Source organism: Marvinbryantia formatexigens DSM 14469, from assembly GCF_025148285.1.
GTDB lineage: Bacteria > Bacillota > Clostridia > Lachnospirales > Lachnospiraceae > Marvinbryantia > Marvinbryantia formatexigens.
In genome coordinates, this window is the sequence record NZ_CP102268.1 from 3285324 (window position 1) to 3304416 (window position 19093).

Genomic DNA, 19093 nt, shown 5'->3' on the forward strand with positions numbered 1-19093 from the left:
GATAATGTGCTTCGGCGGTTATTTTCGTTCAGAATCAGCATGGGCATCCCGGACGGACTGCCTGTGGCGGCGAGGGAGGAAGAGTATGCTTCTGATTGCGATTGTAGATGACGATGCAAAGGAGATGCAGGAGCTGGTCGGCTGTGTGGAGCACTATTTTAATGCCAGGGGTGAGGAGCATGTCATCCACCGGTATTATGATGGGGTGGAGTTTATCCGCAGCCGGGAGCTGTATAATATCGTGTTTCTGGATATCCGTCTGGGCGATATGGACGGGATGGACGCGGCGAAGTTCCTGCGTATTGTAAATAAAGAGGCGCAGCTTATCTTTGTGACCCACATGGCGCAGTTTGCCATCCGCGGCTATGAGGTGGACGCGATGGATTTTATTATAAAGCCGATAGACCAGTTCTCTATCGACCGTGTGCTGGACAAGGCTATCAAGCGTATCAATGACAGCACAAATGTCACGCTTGCCCTGAAGACCTCGGACGGTATTGTGAGCATACCCTCCAACAGCATTTACTATGTGGAGGTGTACGACCACGATCTGATTTATCACACGGAGCAGGGAGAATATAAGGTGCGCGGCAGGCTGGGCGAGGTGCGCAAAAAGCTGGATGACCGCAATTTCATCCAGTGCAACCGGTCCTACCTTGTCAATATGCGGCATATTAAGCGGGTGGGCAGTGATTTTGTGGAAGTAAACAATGAGCGCGTGCAGATTTCAAAATCGCATCAGAAGGAGATAGAGCAGCGCTTTATTAACTTCCTGGGGAAAAGCGTATGATGACGCCGGTCTGGTGGATACGCGATATCGACTGGCGCATATCCTCCGGAATCATTTTTTTCATCCATCTTGTTGTCTGGAACCGCGGGGAGAAGCAGCGCTCCTTTGGTGCGCGCATCCTTCTGAGCTTCGCCCTGCTCTGCGCGGCGAGCTGGTGTATGCGCTATACGCTGGAGGTCGTCCTGTCCGCAAAAGCGCTGATGGCGGTCGGCTACAGCTTTTACATCATGGTGCTGAGTCTGCTGTTTATCCTCTGCACCCGGTTCTGCTATCATATTTCCAGCGATATTGTTATTTTCAACAGCATTATCGCGCTTACCATTTACCGGATATCCTGGGACGCGGTAAAGCTGATTTCTGCGATCCCGGTCAGCCCGGACGCCGCCTGGACGGGCGGAAGCCCCTTCCAGTCCATTATGTCCTATCTGCTGTATGTGATGATTGAGATATGCTGTGTGAGACTGTATCAGCATTTTGTACGGCGCGATGTATCCTTCCCGCTGAAGGAAATCTGGTGGATATACGTTGTGATTCTGCTCAGTCAGATGCTGCTGGAGTTTATGTATCAGCTTCTGTATCAGGGAAACACTATGGCGGGGATGCTGTTTTTCCTGACGGCGCTTTTGTACAGCATTGTAAATTTTATTCTGCTGCTGATGATGGCGTCTCTATCGCTACTGCAGCATGAAAACCTGAGTATGCAGAATTTTATCAGCAGCAAGCAGCGCTACTATGAAATCAGCCGCGAGGGAATTTTATCCCTGCAGATTAAATGCCACGATTTGAAGCATTATATCAATCTGCTGCGTTCGACGGACGGGCAGCGGCAGTTTCAGAAGTACCTGGACAGCCTGCGGGATTCCATCGATGAATTTAACACGGTGGTGGATTCCGGCAATAAGAGCCTGGACGTTGTGCTGACGGAAAAAAATATCATCTGCTCGATGAACGGAGTGCGCTTTACGTATATCGTGGACGGCAGGCTGTTTTACTGTCTGACAGACATGGAGATTTACGCGCTCTTCGGAAACGCGATGGACAATGCCCTGGAGGGAATGGAAAATGTGGCGCACCCGGAGAAGAAGTTTATTTCCCTGCGGGCGGCAAGACGCGACGATATGGTGATTCTGGTGGTGGAGAATTACTTTGAGCATGAGCTGAAATTTGAAAACGGCTTGCCGGTCACCACGAAGGAGGAAGAGCATCACCACGGCTTCGGGCTGCGCTCGATTATTGCAATCGCGCAGCAGCACGGTGGAAACGCTTCCGTGGAGGCGGAGGGCAATACCTTCCGGCTGACGGTATCCATGCGGATTGAGCCGCAGGACGGGGAGAATGTATAAAGAACGCCGGAAAAATCCTGCGGTGGAAATGTCAGAATACACAAAAATAAAAAACATTTACGACAAAAATTATGATATTCGCGAAAAAACTATACACTTGCGATGGAAAAATGGAGAGTGCCGCAGAGAGGGTGCTCTTCTTTTTTGTGCAAAAGTGTGGTATACTCGGAACAAATGAATCAATGGTCCGTGCATTGATTTGATTTTACAAAACTTCATATCAAAAGGAGGATAAATGTATGAAGAAAACTATGAAAAAAGCTGTCAGCGTGATGACTGCGACAGCGATGGCAGCGTCTCTGACGACCGCGGCTTTTGCGGAAGAGGGAAGCTCTGCCGAGTACATTGCGGCGCCGTACAGCGTTGACGAGGAGCTGCAGGGACCGACGGAGTATCTCGACCCGGTGTTCTATGAGAACGCGGACGGACCGACCATCGGCGTTACGCTGGTTGGCGTGATCCAGCAGGACGGCCTTTATTTCAAGGACAGCGACAACGACCAGGAGCTTGACGCATTTGAGGACTGGCGTCTTTCCACAGACGAGCGTGTGGCGGACCTGCTCACAAAGCTGAACAGAGAGCAGCGCGTGGGTCTTCTGGTAAACCAGCTTATGTGCAGCCCGACCGCAAAATCTGCGGAAGAGGTTTACGATGAGGAAGGCAATGTGATTTTCAGCCAGCTTATGACGGTAACTCCGGATGCGCTGCATATGGTGCTTGCAGAAGAAGAGGAAGATGGCGAAGAAGGAGATTTTGCTTCGAAGGCTGCAGGAGCAGCGGCAGGCATGGGGGCGGAAGCACGTCCGAACAGCACCGGCGAGATGCTTACTTTTGAGAGCCGTTCCGGTGTACTTCGTGTGACAACGGATGCAGAGACCGGCGCACTGTGGACAAACGCAGTAAACATGACGGCAGAGTATGCGGCAGTTGCCAAGAGCGAGCCGACCGTGCCGTTTACCATCATTTCCAACCCGCAGGCAATCTATGCGGCTCCGGCATCGGAAGGTATCGCAGCTGCTGTAATGGGCGACGTTGCAGCGGACGGAGATTACAGCCTGGTAGAGCGCTATGCGGATATCGACCGTCAGGTATGGGATGCAAAGGGCATCAGCCGTATGTACGGTCCGCAGATCGACCTTATCACAGACCCGCGCTGGAACCGCAACAACGGTACATACTCTGAGGTTCCGGATGTAACGGCGGGCATCGCTTCCGCGCTGGTATCCGGTTATCAGACGGGAACAGACGGCGTGCAGGACGGCGATGTTGCTCTGATCATGAAGCACTTCCCAGGTGACGGCGCAGCTTACAACGGCTACGAGTCCCACAATAAGATCGGTGAGTGGCGTGTATACCAGACAGAGGGTTCTCTGGAGAAATATCAGCTTCCGGGCTTTGCAGCGGCAATCGACGCAGGCGTTGCCGGCATTATGCCGGGCTACAGCCGTCCGGCGGACGAAGGCACCTACGGCAGCGTGGCTCAGAGCTACCAGGGTGTGGAGCTTGACCCGGAGCAGCTTGCAAATGCGTACAATACCACCATCCTCGGCACACTGCTGAAGGATACAATGGGCTTTGACGGCTTTATCAATACCGATTCCGGTATCGTGGAAATGGGTATGCAGTTCGGTGCGGAGGATCTGACCGTTCCGGAGCGTATCGCGGCAATCATCAACGCAGGTTCTGATGTAATCGGCGACTGGTTCAGCGGCATTAACTGGGATGCTTTCTATGAAGCATATGACCAGGGTCTCATCGAGCAGGAAGCGCTTGACCGTGCAAACGGCAATACGCTGGCAACTGTTTTCGAAATGGGACAGTTTGAGAATCCGTATAAGGATGTAGAAGAGAGCAAGGCAACTCTGGACGGTCTGGCAGCAGATATCGAAGCAATCGGCACCGAGCTGAGCCAGAAATCCGTTGTTCTGATGAAGAATCATGAGAGCGTACTTCCGCTGGCAGACACTTCCAAGAGCGTTTACATCGCATCCTTCACAAGCGCAGGAGAAGATGAGGCGGCTCTGGAAAACTGGACGGCTGCATTTGAAGAGGCTGGTTACACCATCGCAGGCAGCGCGGAGGAAGCGGACATCGCATTCCTGGATGTAGTTCCGGGAGGCGTTTCCAACAGCAACACCTTTATGAACGTTATCGACCTGGTAGACGAGCTGGAGGTTGATGAAGTAAATCATCCGACAGATGCGTCCAAGACAGGCGAGACAGTAGAAGCTACCACTCTGATGGATGTAGAGGATATCCCGGAAATCGCAGATGCGGTACATGCAAACGGAGGTATCGTAATCGCTTCCATCGACATCAGCAGCCAGTGGATCCTTACAAACCTTGAGCCGTACTGCGACGGTCTGATCGGTTCTTTCTCAACACCGGTTTCTGCACGTATGGATGTGCTCACAGGCGCTTACAACCCGACCGGTAAGCTTCCGGTAACAATGGTTTCCTGCAACGAAGTGATCGCAGTAAACGAAGTGACCGCAGAAAACGGCGAGACCTACGAAATCTGCGTATCCCCGAACGATGTTCCGGGTTATGACAAAGACCAGTATATCGCAGAGGATGTACTTGCACAGTCTCCGTCCGGCAGCTTTGCATACCAGGATGCAGACGGCAACATGTACAGCGCATGGTATGGTCTGAGCTATGATTCCGCAGAAGCGGCTGCAGAGGATGCGGTTGAAGAAGCTGTAACTGAGGCAGCAGAAGCGGCAGAGACAGAAGCAGAAACTGAGGCGTAAGCCGGAAAACTGGAACAAAAAGTGTAAGCCGGATGCGGCGGACCGTGCACAAAAACGAGACATTGTGATATGTTTTTGCGATAACACGGGCAACAGAACAGGCAAAAGAAAAATGAGCAAAATTCTGCGCCGGGAAAGGCAGACTATACAAAAATAAAATCCGTTGACGGCAAAAATAGGACACTTTGCGACAAAATAATATTTTCGCGTTGAAAAAATGGAGGTACCCGTATTTTACGGGTACTTCTTTTTTGTGCAAAAGTATGATATTCTATGCGCATAAAAGGAGCCGGTAGTGGATTATGCTGGTTCCATTTAAAATACATACCAAAAGGAGGACAAGATGAAGAAAACAATGAAGAGGACGGTCAGCGTGGCGACAGCACTGACGATGGCGGCATCACTGACGGGCGCAGTTTTTGCGGAAGATACAGCGGAATATATTGCGGCGCCATATACGGTGGAAGAGGGAATCGAATGCCCGACGGAGTATCTGGCTCCGGTATTCTATGAGAATGCGGACGGTCCGACCATCGGTGTGACGCTGGTTGGCGTTATCTCACAGGATGGCATGTACTTTAAGGACAGCGACAACGATCAGGAGCTGGATGCTTTTGAGGACTGGCGCCTCAGCTCAGAGGAACGTGCGGCGGATCTGATTGGAAAGATGACGCAGGAGCAGCGCATCGCACTTCTGAAGAATGCGCTGGTAACCAGCCCGTCGGCGACAACGGCGGACGAGGTGTATGACGAGGAGGGGAATGTTATCCTCAGCCAGCTTGTGATGCTTCCGGTGGAAGAGGATGAAAACGCAGAGGAAGAGGGCGAGGCGGACCCGATGGCGGCGCTCGGCTCCGGTTTTGATTATTCAAATGTGACGGTGGCAGAGGTACGCTCCGGCGTTCTCCGCAAGGATACTGATACGGAGACAGGCGCACTCTTTAACAATGCGCTGAATCAGCTGTCCGAGTTTACGGCGGTATCAAAGGGCGAGGTAAATATTCCGTTTATGCTGATTTCCAATCCGATGACTACCGGCTACCCGGCGACGCAGGGCTTTGCGGCGGCTGCGATCGGTGACGGAAATTATGATCTGATCCAGAAGTTTGCGGAGCTGGATGCCGAAATCTGGGATGCAAAGGGCATCCGCCAGATGTATGGTCCGCAGATCGACCTGATTACGGACCCGCGCTGGAGCCGTAACGAGACGACCTACACCGAGGATCCGGAGGTAATGTCCGGTATCGCAAATGCGCTGGTTGTCGGCTATCAGCATGGCACAGACGGCGCGCAGGATGGCGATGTTGGTCTGATCATGAAGCATTTTCCGGGCGATGGCGCTGCGGAAAATGGATTTGAATCGCACTATGGCATGGGACAGTGGCGCATTTATGCGACCGAGGGTTCCCTGGAGAAATATCAGCTCGTTGGTTTCCAGGCTGCAGTAGACGCGGGCGTTGCAGGTATCATGCCGAGCTACAGCCGTCCGGCTACTGACGGACGCAGCGCAGCACAGAGCTATAAGGGCGTTGAGATTACTCCGGAGGAAATCGGAAGTGCGTACAACACCACGATGCTTCAGACGCTGCTGAAGGATACGATGGGCTTTGACGGCTTTATTAACTCCGATTCCAACATCATTACAAATCAGTTCTGGGGTGCAGAGGATATGACCGAGGCGGAGCGCTACGCGGCTGTTATCAACGCGGGCTGTGATGTTGTCGGCGACGGCTTCAGCGCAACGATGGACCTGACGTCTGTTACGGAAGCGGTGACATCCGGTCTGGTGACAGAGGAAGCGTTTACACGCGCAACCACAAACCGTATGGTATCTTACTTTGATATGGGCATGTTTGACAATCCGTATCGCGATGCGGCAGAGAGCAAGGCGCTCGGCGAAGAGAAGGCGGACGAAATTTCCGCTATGAAGACGGAGCTGAACCGGAAGTCGGTCGTTCTGATGAAGAATCATGAGAATGCACTGCCGCTTTCCGATACCTCTAAGAAGGTTTATGTTGCATCCTTCACGGCAAACGGAGAGGATGAGACAGCTCTGGAAAACTGGACGGCTGCTTTTGAAGGTGCCGGATACACGCTTGTTGAAAGCGCGGAAGAAGCGGATATTGCATTCCTGGATGTAGTTCCGGGCGGCGTTTCCATGAGCGCGGAGTACATGGCGGTTCTGGATCTGGCAGATGGTCTGGAGGCTGACCAGGTGAGCACGGAAGACCAGAAAGAAAAGACCGGCGAGACGGTTGACGTTACCACACTGTCTGACGTGGAGGATATTGCGGAAATCGCGGATGCGGTACATGCAAACGGCGGTATCGTGGTGTCATCTGTGAATATCTCCAATCCGTGGATTCTGACGAATCTGGAGCCGTACTGTGACGCGCTGCTCGGTTCCTTCTCCACATCGGTAGAGGGACGCATGGATGTTCTGACCGGCGCTTACAATCCGACCGGCAAGCTCCCGGTAACGATGGTATCCTGCAATGAAGTGATTGCAGTAAACGATACGGATATCGACGGCACGACTTACCCGGTATGCGTATCCCCGAACGATGTTCCGGGCTATGACAAAGACCAGTATATCGCGGAGGATGTGCTTGCACAGTCCCCGTCCGGCAGCTATGCATACAAGGATGCGGACGGCAACGTATATACATCCGGCTTCGGTCTGAGCTACGGCGCAGCGGAAGCGGTGGCAGATGCAGGAACAGCGGCAGGTGCGGCCGCAAAAGATAAGCCGGAAGCGGAAACAGAAGAAGTAACGGAAGACGCAACAGAAAGTGCAACGGAAGCACAGACCGAAGCGGCGACAGAAAGCGAGACGGAAGCGACATCAGAAAGCGCAACTGAGGCGCAGACGGAAGCAGCGGAAACCGAAACAGCAGCGGAAGGCGCAACGGAAGTGCAGACGGAGGCGGCTGAAACGGAAACAGCTGAAACAGAAACAGAGGCGGCGTAATGTCCTGAATTGCATGCCAATGTTCTGTCGGATTGCAGCCGTGCAAGTGGAAAATTTTGCGCCGGAAAAGACAGATTACACAAAGATGAAGATGATTAACGACAAAATATGGCTGTTCACGACAGAAAAATCTGCTCGCGACAAAAAGAGCGGGATAGCCGCATTCTCCGGGTGCTTCTTTTTTGTGCAAAAGTGTGATATTCTATTATCTATAAAAAATAATAATTAAGGGGTACCCTGTCGGGGCTTCCCCTTCAGCGAAAGGAGAACGATTTATTATGAAAAAGCAATTTGTTGCAGCATTGATGGCACTGATGATGGTTCCGGTAAGCGTATCCGCAGAAGATGCAGATATCTCTATGGAGCTGAATTATGAAGCAGCACCGGAAGATTACGAGGGCACCTGGACACTGGTAAATGCGTATACCGCAGATGACGGTATTCTGGAAGTAGCTCCGGATGCGTGCACATTGGAAATCGAGCTGAGCATCGACGCAAACAAGCTGGTAGACGAAGCTGCTTATATCCATGCAGATGCCACCAACCTGCAGGGAACCATGTCCTTTAATCATGACGATATCGATGTAGAGGACTACAAGTGCTCCGCAAGCTGGGAGAACTGGACAACCGTAGATGTTGTGGGCGAAGGCGAGTGCAACTTCAGCGGCGCAGACAAATTCAAAATCCGTGATGATGACGAAGGCGTTTTCTTTGACGTAATCACAGGCGTGGAAATCGACGACATGGAGCTCTTTGACGTAATCGGTCTGAATGCAGACGGACAGCTCATCGTTGGTTACTCTGAGGATCACATCGAGAAGGATGCTGACGCAGAGTGGTCTTACGCTTACATCTTCGAAAAAGCAGAATAATAGTTACTGCTTACTTCGTTTACAGCAAGTATTTGAGGCTGGCGGGAACAGTAGAACATAGCGTAATTATGCAGCGCGCCGGGCAGGGCAGAGAAAAGCTCTGCGGACAGCGCGGTCAGACAGGGGAGGAAATCCGCAAAAGGGTTTTCTCCTCTTTTGTCTTTTTACGCCTGGCGACGTACATTTCTAACAGATAAAGGTTTCCTATCTGCTCCGGCAGCTGAATGGGTAATGTAATGCTTTTTTTGTTTCATGAATCCATTTCAGTACATCACTTTTCATCTTATATTTTGAAAGAACCTCACTGGAATTAAAATTTGTTATATTTTTGGAGGGTAACCGAGTAGTTACGTGGGATGCGGTAAATATGGGAAAGTTTCATAAAAACAACTTGCATAATTTGAAATCTCATATTATAATTTATATGCAACAAGAAAACAGTGTTGACTTCTGCTTCTTCCTGTGATATAGTGTTTTTATCGAAAGCGTGCTAATCTGTAGCTTCTGGATTACAATTCAAAGCCGTTCGGCTGCACATTTCAGAAAAATACTATAAAAAATAGGAGGATGGAAATTGGCGGAAAAAGATATTATTTTAAAGGAGTACCAGAGAGACAGCAGACATTTCTGCGATTTTGTGAACGGAGCGCTCGCACAGGGCAGACCTTTGCTGAAAAGAGGGCAGCTTGTCCCGGTGCCGACAGAGTTGGTACTGGTAAAGGACACGGAAGAGGATGATGAGAACGCGGTTGTAAAAACCGTACAGCGCTTCCGCGATATCACCGGGAAGGCGGAAGCAGATAAAAATGCGGGATGCATTATCGTTGCAATACAGAACCAGACAACCGTGGATTACGGGATGCCGCTGCGTGTGATGCTGGAGGACGCCCTGGAGTATGATGTGCAGAGGCGCACAAAGAAAAACCGGAAGCTTCATAAGGGCGAGAAGCTCTGCCTGGTAATCACTCTGGTTTTTTACTATGGCACCACACCCTGGAGGGCACCTTCAGACCTTGCGGAGATGATAAGCGTTCCGCGGGAATTCAGACAGCTCAGGGAATACATACAGTCGTATCCAATCGTGGTGGTGACGCCGGAAAATGTCGACACCGCCTGCTTCCGGGGCGGCTGGCAGGAGATTTTAGAGATTCTGAGGCGGCAGAACGATGAGAAGGAAATGGGACGCTATCTGGAGAAAAACCGGGCAATATACGAGAAACTTCCGGAGGATACCAACCGGGTAATCTTCGCGCTGACGGACCATCTGGACTATTACAGGGAATTAAAAGAGAAAGGGGAGAAAATCACGATGTGCAAGGCATTTACCGACCATTACAAATCGGGAGTGGAAGAAGGAAAAAAGCAGGGCATGAAGCGCGGAAGAAGGCAGGGAATTAAGCAGGGTAAAAGACAGGGGATGGATATGGGTATCCGTGCGATGATAGAAACCTGCCGTGAACTTAAGATACCCAGAAATGAGACGAAAAAGAGAGTTATGGATAAATGCCGGATTACAGAAGAAATGGCAGAGCGATATATGGCAAAATACTGGTGAAAACAGGAAAATTACGCAAAAACCTCTTGACCTGGAGCAAACTCCAGATGTTATACTGCATAAAAGCCGGAAGAGAATGGCAGAGCGGCAGCATGCCGCCGGTGGAAGGCAGGGAGAATGTATGACGATTTCAGAAGTAAGCAGGAAATACGGGCTGACGCAGGATACGCTGCGCTATTATGAGAAGGCGGGGATGATACCGCCGGTCCACCGCACGGCAGGCGGTCTGCGCGATTACACGGAGGAGGACTGCGGCTGGGTGGAGCTGGCGAAATGTATGCGCGGTGCGGGACTGCAGGTGGAAGCAATCGCGGAATATGTAAGGCTTGCGCAGCAGGGTGACGGCACCATAGCGGACCGCTGCAGCCTTCTGAAGGAGCAGCGCGTGCAGCTAAAGGAGCAGCTTCAGTCCGTGGAGGCGGCTCTGGAACGTCTGGATTACAAAATAGCCTGCTACGAAGAAGCGGTGAAAACCGGCGTGCTGAAATGGCACTGAGTATCCGGCGGATGTGCATGGAACCGGTGGTGGTGTCTGGCATCATCAGACAGTTAAGAGACCGGAGGATTTGTACAAAAAAATCAGCCGGGATGTGGAACGTCCGGTGCAGAAAGAAGGAGGATATGCGATGATTTACAGAAAATTCCAGGATTTAGAATTATCGGCGCTTGGCATGGGAGCAATGCGTCTGCCGGTGATTGACGGAAACGACAGTGTGATCGACGAGGCGGCAGTAAATGAGATGGTGGCGTATGCCATGAAGCAGGGAATCAATTATTACGATACAGCCTGGGGCTATCACAATGGAAATTCCGAGCTTGTCATGGGCAGGGCGCTGGCAAAATACCCGCGGGAAAGCTTTTATCTTGCTACCAAATTTCCGGGCTATGATTTGTCAAACATGGATAAGGTGGAAGAAATTTTTGAGAAGCAGCTGGAAAAATGCGGGGTGGAATACTTTGATTTTTACCTGTTCCATAACGTATGCGAAATGAATATCGACGCCTACCTCGACCCGAAATACGGCATTTTTGAATATCTGCTGAAGCAGAAGGAGAACGGACGCATTAAGCATCTGGGCTTTTCCGCGCATGGCAGCTACGATGTGATGAAGCGTTTTCTGGACGCTTACGGTGAGCACATGGAATTCTGCCAGATCCAGCTGAACTATATTGACTGGGAGTTCCAGAATGCGAAGGAAAAGGTGGAGCTCTTAAAGGAGCATCATCTGCCGGTATGGGTGATGGAGCCGCTCCGCGGAGGAAAGCTGGCAAAGCTTTCACCGGAGAATGAGGCGAAGCTGCAGGCACTTCGTCCGGAGGAGGGGATCCCGGCGTGGGCGTTCCGCTTCCTGCAGACGCTGCCGGAGGTGACAATGGTGCTTTCCGGAATGTCAAACGAAGAGCAGCTGAAGGATAATATCAGAACCTTTGGTGAAGACAGACCGCTTTCAGAAGAGGAAATGAAGACGCTCCTGGAGATTGCCGGTCAGATGACGGGCGGAGTGCCCTGCACGGCATGTCATTACTGCGTATCACATTGTCCGCAGGGGCTGGATATTCCGATGCTGCTGAAGCTCTATAATGAGCATTCCTTTACCGGCGGCGGATTTATTGCGCCGATGGCGCTGATGGCGGTGCCGCAGGAAAAACAGCCGGGCGCCTGCCTGGGCTGCAGAAGCTGCGAGGCGGTCTGTCCGCAGCAGATTAAGATTTCTGAAGCGATGGCAGATTTTGCGGCAAAGCTGAAATAATAAAAAGACGCTGTCCTGTCCGGCGGCAGATAACAGGGCAGTCTGGCCGGACTGATACGAAGCAGACGCGCCGGGAACAGACCATTTATCAGACAAACTCCGCGAAAATGTACAAAATTTGTACATTGTGCGGAGTTTGCCTATTGTTGCGGAAAAAGGTTCTCTCTAAGATAAAGGCAGAAGCCGTTTGGTGAATCTGGAAATAAAGCGGAAAAACGCGTTTTCTGAAGGAGGGAATGACTATGGACGTGTCAGATGGGATGATGAAATCCGGGCTGAAGATGGCAATCGATTATATCGGAAAGGATCCGGATGTAAATATGGGCAGGCTGATGGACTGGGTGGACCGCATAGCGGGGGAAGGACCGGAAAGCTGCGAGCCGCAGAGAAAAGTCTTCCGGAGAATACTGGAGGAACCGGACAGCAGCATGTACCGGCTTCTGAAAAATCTGTGGACGGACATTGACGGGCGCGTGCTGAAGACGATTTTCGAAAATTATGTGCTGAATGCAAAGCTGACCGGCAGGCAGCAGCGGGAACATCTGGGCAGACGGTATGAATGCAGTATTCCGCAGGTGATTCTGATTGAGCCGACCTCCGCCTGCAATCTGCGCTGCAGCGGCTGCGGTATGAGCCGGTACGGCAGCAGACGGGATCTGAGCTTTGACGAGCTGGATTATTTCATCTGCCAGGGCAAGGAGCTTGGCGTTTATACGTATATCTACGCAGGCAGAGAGCCGCTGATGAGAAAATATGATTTGATTGCGCTCTGCCGGAAGCATCATGACTGTCAGTTCCTGGTATGTACCAATGCTACCCTGTTAAATGAGGAGTTTGCGGAAAAGATGCTGGAGCTGAAAAATCTGATCCCGGTAATCCGCCTGGACGGGTTTGAGGAGGAGATGGAAGGGCGTTACGGAAAAGGAACCTTTGCAAAGATTGTGGAGGCGATGGAGATTCTGAAAAAGAAAAGGCTCCTCTTTGGCATCCATGTCTGTTATACCGGCGGGAATATGGAATTTGTCAGCAGCGACAGCTATATCGGGCAGATAATGGAGTGGGGCGCAAAGTTTGTGTGGTATTTTCCGTATATGCCGGTTGGAAAGAGCGCGGCAGGGGCGCAGGCAGTCGGGGAGCAGCCACAGACAATCTCCGGCCGGCAGGCAGTTCCGGGAGAGCCACAGACAGTCTCCGGGCGGCAGACTGTCCGGGAGAAACTGCAGCCGACAGGGGAGCAGCGCGGATTTATGCATCAGAGAGTGCGCGGGCTGCGCCGCACGTACCCCATCTTTGCGATAGATTTTCAGAGCGGTGGGAAGTATGCGGACAACTGTTCCGGTGGCGGAGAGTATGCGGACGACTGTTCCGGTGATGTGAAACAAACAGACGGCTGCTTTGGCGACGGACGTCGTTATCTGCATATCAATGCCGACGGGGATGCCGGACCGTGTACGTCCCTCCACTATCCGGAATTGAACATCCGCAGGCAGTCGCTGCTGGAGATTCTGCAGTCGCCGGTCTTTACAGCATAACGATGCCGGCTGTCCGGCGAAAGTGTTAAAAAAATAACTGGCGGCGCCGCGCGGGCTGTGATAAGATAAGGAAAAGAGAATGCGAAATTGGGAGGTAAGCATGTCACAGCTCACGGAGAGAGCGATTGAAAAATCGTTTATCAGACTTTTAAATGAGGTGCCGTTCGATAAAATTACAGTAAAGGATATCGTGGAGGATTGCGGGATCAACCGTAATACCTTCTATTATCACTATGAGGATATTTTTGATTTGCTGCATAAAGTGTTTGAAAAGCGGGCTGCGGAGGTGCTGGCGGAGGGGATTGCGCAGAACGACTGGCAGGAGAGCTTTCTGCGCTGTACGCTGTACGCGCTGGAAAACCGCAGAGAAATTTATCATATCTATAATTCCGTAGACCGCTGCCAGCTGGAACGCTTTCTGTACAATGTGGCCGGCGAGATTATGTTGTCCTATGTGCGCGCACAGGCGGAGGGGATGCAGGTTTCCGTGGATGATATCGGGACGATTGCGGATTTTTACAAATGCGCGCTGGTGGGGATTGTGCTGGAATGGCTCGACGGAGGCATGAAGCAGGAGCCGGAGGAATTTATCCGCCGGGTCGGATTCCTGCAGGAGGGCAGCATCGCCCGGATGCTCGCAAGAGCGGCGCAGGAGAGCGGAGCGCAGCAGCAAAGCGGAGCGTAGTCAGCAGGCGTGCGCAGACCAGAAAACTTCCGTCTGTGCGGCTGGATGCTCCGAAGAGCTTCCAGAGCATTGATTCATTCGCAAAAATTCAGACAAAACAGGGTCCATGCACAAAAAATGTGCATGGATTTTTTTATGCCTATAGAAAAAACGCCGGGCGTCTGGCATATTACCAGATGTAAAACAAAAGGGAAGGAAGTAGATAATATGTTAAAAGTCGGGGAGAAAATCGTGAAATACCGCGTTCCGGTTTTCATTCTCAGCCTGCTGCTTCTGATACCGTCGGTGATAGGCTACATTAACACCAGGATTAATTACGATATCCTTTATTATCTGCCGGACAGTATCGAAACCATGCAGGGACAGGACATTCTGGCGGAGCAGTTCGGCACCGGCGCTTACTCTATGTTTCTGTGCGAGGGCATGGAAAATAAGGATGTGGCGGCGCTGAAGGAGAAGCTGGAGCAGGTAGAGCACGTGGAAAAAGTCGTCTGGTACGACAGTATTCTGGACTTGAGCGTTCCGATGGAAATGCTGCCGGATAAGGTGCTGGAGTTTTTCAACAAAGACGATACCACGATGATGTTTCTGATTTTTGATACGACGACCTCGGCGGACGAGACGATGGACGCCATTAAGGAGATACGCTCGATTGCCGGAGCACAGTGCTTTTTAAGCGGCATGTCGGCAATCGTCACGGACACAAAGGAGCTGGCGGACAGCGAGATTGCCATCTATGTGCTGATCGCCGTGGTTCTCTCGGCAATCGTGCTGGCGGTGACGATGGAATCCTTTTTTGTGCCGGTGGTTTTTCTGCTCGGAATCGGCATGGCGATAGTATACAATCTCGGAAGCAACGTGTTTATGGGAGAGATTTCTTACATTACCAAAGCGCTGACGGCGGTCCTGCAGCTCGGCGTGACAATGGATTATTCCATATTTCTCTGGCACAGCTACCAGGAGCAGCTCGGCGTGTTTGCGGACAGGAAGGAGGCAATGGCGCATGCCATTGAGAAAACCTTCAAGTCGGTGGCGGGCAGCTCGCTGACGACGGTAGCGGGGTTTGCGGCGCTCTGCTTTATGAGCTTTACCCTCGGTCTGGACCTGGGTATTGTGATGGCGAAGGGCGTTGTAATCGGCGTGATCTGCTGCGTCACGGTGCTCCCGTCCATGATCATGATTTTCGACGGGGTTCTGGAAAAAACGAAGCACCGCGCGCTTCTGCCGGAGCTGCCGAGGCTTTCCGATTTCATTATCCGGCACTACCGGATTTTTGCAGTGCTGCTGGCTGTATTGATTCTCCCGGCGGCATACTGCCAGAATCACGCGCCGGTTTATTACAATCTGGACGCCTCGCTGCCGGAGGAGCTGCCGAGCATCCAGGCGAATAATAAACTGCAGGAAAAATTCAATATGGGAGCGCTGCACATGCTGCTCATCGACAGCAGCCTGCCGTCAAAGCAGGTACATGAGATGATTGACGAGATGGAGCAGGTGGACGGCGTAAAGGACGTGCTTGGTCTGGAGACGCTGCTCGGCAGCCGGATTCCGGAGGACATGATTCCGGACTCCATAAAAGAGATTCTGGAGAACGAAAACTATGAGCTGATGCTGGTAAACAACGAATATCAGGTTGCCACGGATGAGGTGAATAACCAGATTGCAGAGCTCAACACGATTCTGAAAAAATACGACCCGGACGGGATGCTTGTCGGGGAAGCGCCCTGCACAAAGGATTTGATTACCATTACCGATAAGGATTTCCGCGTGGTCAGCGCCGTTTCCATACTGGCGGTATTTGTCATCATCTGCTTTGTATTCCGCTCGCTGTTTCTGCCGGTGCTGCTGGTTGCGGTGATTGAATTTGCCATTTTTATCAACCTTGGCATACCGTATCTGACAGGGACGCAGCTTCCGTTCATCGCATCCATTGTCATCGGAACCATCCAGCTTGGCGCGACGGTCGATTATGCGATTCTGATGACGAGCCGCTATGAGAAGGAGCGCAGCGGCGGAAGGAGCAAGCACGAGGCTGTCCGCATTGCCCACCGCTCCAGCATGAAATCAATTATTGTCAGCGCTGTCAGCTTTTTTGCGGCGACCTTCGGGGTGGGCATGTATTCCAACATCGACATGATCAGTTCGCTCTGCACACTGATGGCGCGCGGCGCGCTGATCAGCATGGTGGTTGTGCTTTGTATGCTGCCTGCGATGTATATGATATTTGACAAAGTAATCTGTAAAACAAGCAAGGGCTTTAAGGGGGCAAAATAATTATGAACAGAAACCGTAAGATAAGGAAATCGATTGCCGCCGCAATGGCGGGTGTGCTGCTGGCAGGGCAGGGCGCGGCGGGCGTCTGCGCAGAGAGCGTCAGAGACACGGAAAGCCGGGAGGCAGAAGCGTCATCTGAGGGTGCCAGAGAAACGGAAGCACCAAAAGCGGACGAAGCGTCCCAAAGCCGGGAGGCAGAAAAGGTGAGTGCACAGCCGGTCGGGGAAGGCGCGGAAAAAGAAGAGACCGTCTACGTGAAGGCGTCGGCGGACGGCGAGCCGCAGGAGGTGATCGTCAGCGCCTGGCTGAAAAATACCGGCGGGACGGACACACTGACAGATATCACTGCCCTTCAGAATATTGAGAATGTGAAGGGCGAGGAAACTTTCACGCAGAATGGGTCCAAGGTGGTCTGGAATGCCGGAGGAAACGATATCTACTATCAGGGAACGACCGATAAGGAGCTTCCGGTGGAGGTGCAGGTCTCTTATTATCTGGACGGACAGGAAATTTCTCCGGAGGAGCTTGCCGGGAAGGATGGTCACGTGCGTATCCGGTTTACTTATGTAAACCACAAAAAGGACGGGGAGGTCTATACGCCGTTTGCAATGGTGACAGGCGTGGTGCTTCCGTCCGGACAATTTTCCAATGTGACGGCAGAGCATGGGCGCGTGCTCTCGGACGGCGAGAAGGAAATCGTGGTCGGCATGGGCTTTCCGGGCGTTTCCGAGAGCCTCACCCTGGAGAAGAAGGAAGAGCTGGAGGATATTGAAATCCCGGATTATTTTGAGATGGAGGCGGATGTGACGGATTTTGAGCTGCCGATGACCATGACGGCGGCGACGAATCTGGATTTATCGAAGCTTGGCCTTGACGATATCCGGAATCTGGATGAGCTGGAAGATGCCGTCGAAGAACTTGAGGACGCGGCAGATGAGCTGACAGACGGCAGCGGAGAGCTGGCGGACGGCGTGAAGGAGCTGCGGGATTCCTGTGTGGAGCTGATTGACGGCATGACAGAGATTGACGAAAACATGGGAACGCTGGCGGACGGAATCGCGACGCTGGACAGCAAAAAAGAAGAACTGCTAAGCGGCGTCCAGTCTCTGGTATCCGGGATTGATACGTTAAACGGCAAAAAAGGTGATTTAATTTCCGGCGTCGGCAGTCTGACGTCCGGCATCGATACCCTGAACAGCAAAAAGGGTGATCTGATTTCCGGCGTCAATGCCCTGAAGAGCGGAAGCAGTGAGCTTGCCAGGGGAAGCAGGGCCTTGCAGCAGGGAATCGTGCAGTACACGGACGGCGCGGATACGCTGAAGGCGGGCGTGGAGACTTATGTGGACGGTGCGCAGCAGTTTGTACAGGGAACAGATGCCTATATTGCCGGAGCGGACCAGCTTGCAGGCGGCGTCATTACACTGAATGAGCAGGTGCAGGCACTGGCGGGGCAGCTTGGCGCGGCGCTGGAAAATCCGGGCGCAGACCTTTCGTCGGCAGCCGCGGCAATCGATACCTGCATCAGCGCGCTGGAGGCTTCGATTGCGGGAAATCAGTCAGTGCTGGCAACGCTGCAGGGCGTGCAGGCAAACCTGCCGGGCAGTCTGCCGGAGGCGCTGGGCGGCTATGCGGAAACCTACAACAATTACGTGGGGCAGCTAAACGCCAGCATCGCGCAGCTTCAGACGGATATCGCATACCAGGGGCAGGCGAAGGAGGCGCTGACGCAGATAAAAGCGGCGCTTGCAGGCGCTGCGGGAGCAGGCGGCACGGATATCAGCGGGGCACTGCAGACCCTGACGGCTGCTACACAGCAGCTCTCTGACGGAGCGACGGCGCTCACAGCAAATGATGAAACCCTGAGAGCAGGCGGCGCACAGCTTACAGAAAAGGGCGAAGAGCTGAGAGCGGGAGCTGCGCAGCTTACCGGAAAGAATGAAGAATTAAAACAGGGCGCGGCACAGGTGGCTGCGGGAGCCGGACAACTGAAGAAGGGCAGCGCACAGCTCTCCGACGGTGCCGGCGCACTCGGCAGCGGTATCGGTCAGCTCTCTGACGGCGGACACCAGCTCTCCCAGGGCGCGGAGGCGCTTGGAAGCGGCGTGCAGCAGCTTTCTGACGGCGGACATCAGTTATCCTCCGGCGCGGCGGCGTTTGCGGACGGCATTGTCCATCTTGCGGACGGCAGTACGCAGCTCAAAGACGGAACCGCACAGCTTGCGGAGGCGGGCGGCAAACTCGACGAGGGCACGCAGGAGCTCTCAGACGGAGCGGAGGAGCTTGCCGACGGCATGAAGGAATTTAAAGAAGAGGGCATCGACAAAATTACCGGCGCCCTGGAGGACGATCTGCAGGATTTCCTCGACCGTCTGGAGGAAATGAAAGACGCCGGAGAGAACTACAGAAGCTTTGGCGGAGAAGCGGAAAGCGGCAGCGTAAAATTTATTATCGAGACGGCGGGCATTGCAGATTAAAAGCTCTGCCGCCGGCAAAAAGAATCCCGGATAACAATGGGATTCTTTTTTTTGTCGTTTTCTGACCTCCTTGCAAAATTATGGAAAAGAATA

At 52.5% G+C, this 19093-nt stretch carries 12 protein-coding genes; all 12 read left to right on the top strand.

What is annotated here, in order from left to right; genetic code table 11:
- Nucleotides 1-85: 85 nt before the first annotated feature.
- The 12 genes from NQ534_RS15340 (at nucleotide 86) to NQ534_RS15395 (ending at nucleotide 19000) form a co-directional block, all read left to right on the top strand.
- The gene (locus tag NQ534_RS15340) at nucleotides 86-790 is read left to right on the top strand and encodes a LytR/AlgR family response regulator transcription factor (RefSeq protein ID WP_006861706.1); all 705 of its coding nucleotides are present in this window, start codon (nucleotides 86-88) and stop codon (nucleotides 788-790) included.
- Nucleotides 787-2133, top strand: a complete 1347-nt coding sequence (locus NQ534_RS15345) for an ATP-binding protein (RefSeq protein ID WP_006861707.1) — start codon at nucleotides 787-789, stop codon at nucleotides 2131-2133. The genes NQ534_RS15340 and NQ534_RS15345 overlap by 4 nt, the downstream gene beginning before the upstream one ends.
- 239 nt (nucleotides 2134-2372) lie before the next feature.
- Nucleotides 2373-4886, top strand: coding sequence for a glycoside hydrolase family 3 N-terminal domain-containing protein (locus NQ534_RS15350; protein ID WP_006861709.1), 2514 nt, complete (start codon nucleotides 2373-2375; stop codon nucleotides 4884-4886).
- Nucleotides 4887-5229: 343 nt separating this feature from the next.
- A complete protein-coding gene (locus NQ534_RS15355; RefSeq protein WP_006861711.1) occupies nucleotides 5230-7857 on the top strand; it encodes a glycoside hydrolase family 3 protein in 2628 nt (875 codons plus the stop codon).
- A 278-nt stretch (nucleotides 7858-8135) separates the two neighbouring features.
- Nucleotides 8136-8729 (top strand): hypothetical protein, encoded by a 594-nt coding sequence (locus NQ534_RS15360; RefSeq protein ID WP_006861713.1) that lies wholly within the window; start codon nucleotides 8136-8138, stop codon nucleotides 8727-8729.
- A gap of 574 nt (nucleotides 8730-9303) precedes the next feature.
- On the top strand, nucleotides 9304-10284 hold the full coding sequence (locus NQ534_RS15365) for an Rpn family recombination-promoting nuclease/putative transposase (RefSeq protein WP_006861716.1): 981 nt from the start codon (nucleotides 9304-9306) through the stop codon (nucleotides 10282-10284).
- Nucleotides 10285-10405: 121 nt separating this feature from the next.
- Nucleotides 10406-10780 (top strand): MerR family transcriptional regulator, encoded by a 375-nt coding sequence (locus NQ534_RS15370; RefSeq protein WP_040782925.1) that lies wholly within the window; start codon nucleotides 10406-10408, stop codon nucleotides 10778-10780.
- A 130-nt stretch (nucleotides 10781-10910) separates the two neighbouring features.
- A complete protein-coding gene (locus NQ534_RS15375; protein WP_040783025.1) occupies nucleotides 10911-12035 on the top strand; it encodes an aldo/keto reductase in 1125 nt (374 codons plus the stop codon).
- Nucleotides 12036-12277: 242 nt separating this feature from the next.
- On the top strand, nucleotides 12278-13567 hold the full coding sequence (locus NQ534_RS15380) for a radical SAM protein (RefSeq protein ID WP_040783028.1): 1290 nt from the start codon (nucleotides 12278-12280) through the stop codon (nucleotides 13565-13567).
- 100 nt (nucleotides 13568-13667) lie between these two features.
- Complete coding sequence (locus NQ534_RS15385; RefSeq protein ID WP_040782928.1) at nucleotides 13668-14252, top strand: TetR-like C-terminal domain-containing protein; 585 nt, start codon at nucleotides 13668-13670, stop codon at nucleotides 14250-14252.
- A gap of 207 nt (nucleotides 14253-14459) precedes the next feature.
- Nucleotides 14460-16526 (top strand): efflux RND transporter permease subunit, encoded by a 2067-nt coding sequence (locus tag NQ534_RS15390; RefSeq protein WP_040782930.1) that lies wholly within the window; start codon nucleotides 14460-14462, stop codon nucleotides 16524-16526.
- Nucleotides 16527-16528: 2 nt separating this feature from the next.
- Nucleotides 16529-19000 (top strand): coiled-coil domain-containing protein, encoded by a 2472-nt coding sequence (locus NQ534_RS15395; RefSeq protein WP_006861723.1) that lies wholly within the window; start codon nucleotides 16529-16531, stop codon nucleotides 18998-19000.
- The last annotated feature ends 93 nt before the right edge of the window (nucleotides 19001-19093 follow it).

What these genes read in the sequence shown, in the direction of transcription:
- NQ534_RS15345 (WP_006861707.1), top strand. Translation starts at nt 787, where the DNA reads ATGATGACGCCGGTCTGGTGGATACGCGATATCGACTGGCGCATATCC.
- NQ534_RS15350 (WP_006861709.1), top strand. Translation starts at nt 2,373, where the DNA reads ATGAAGAAAACTATGAAAAAAGCTGTCAGCGTGATGACTGCGACAGCG.
- NQ534_RS15340 (WP_006861706.1), top strand. Translation starts at nt 86, where the DNA reads ATGCTTCTGATTGCGATTGTAGATGACGATGCAAAGGAGATGCAGGAG.
- NQ534_RS15355 (WP_006861711.1), top strand. Translation starts at nt 5,230, where the DNA reads ATGAAGAAAACAATGAAGAGGACGGTCAGCGTGGCGACAGCACTGACG.
- NQ534_RS15390 (WP_040782930.1), top strand. Translation starts at nt 14,460, where the DNA reads ATGTTAAAAGTCGGGGAGAAAATCGTGAAATACCGCGTTCCGGTTTTC.
- NQ534_RS15375 (WP_040783025.1), top strand. Translation starts at nt 10,911, where the DNA reads ATGATTTACAGAAAATTCCAGGATTTAGAATTATCGGCGCTTGGCATG.
- NQ534_RS15385 (WP_040782928.1), top strand. Translation starts at nt 13,668, where the DNA reads ATGTCACAGCTCACGGAGAGAGCGATTGAAAAATCGTTTATCAGACTT.
- NQ534_RS15380 (WP_040783028.1), top strand. Translation starts at nt 12,278, where the DNA reads ATGGACGTGTCAGATGGGATGATGAAATCCGGGCTGAAGATGGCAATC.
- NQ534_RS15360 (WP_006861713.1), top strand. Translation starts at nt 8,136, where the DNA reads ATGAAAAAGCAATTTGTTGCAGCATTGATGGCACTGATGATGGTTCCG.
- NQ534_RS15370 (WP_040782925.1), top strand. Translation starts at nt 10,406, where the DNA reads ATGACGATTTCAGAAGTAAGCAGGAAATACGGGCTGACGCAGGATACG.
- NQ534_RS15395 (WP_006861723.1), top strand. Translation starts at nt 16,529, where the DNA reads ATGAACAGAAACCGTAAGATAAGGAAATCGATTGCCGCCGCAATGGCG.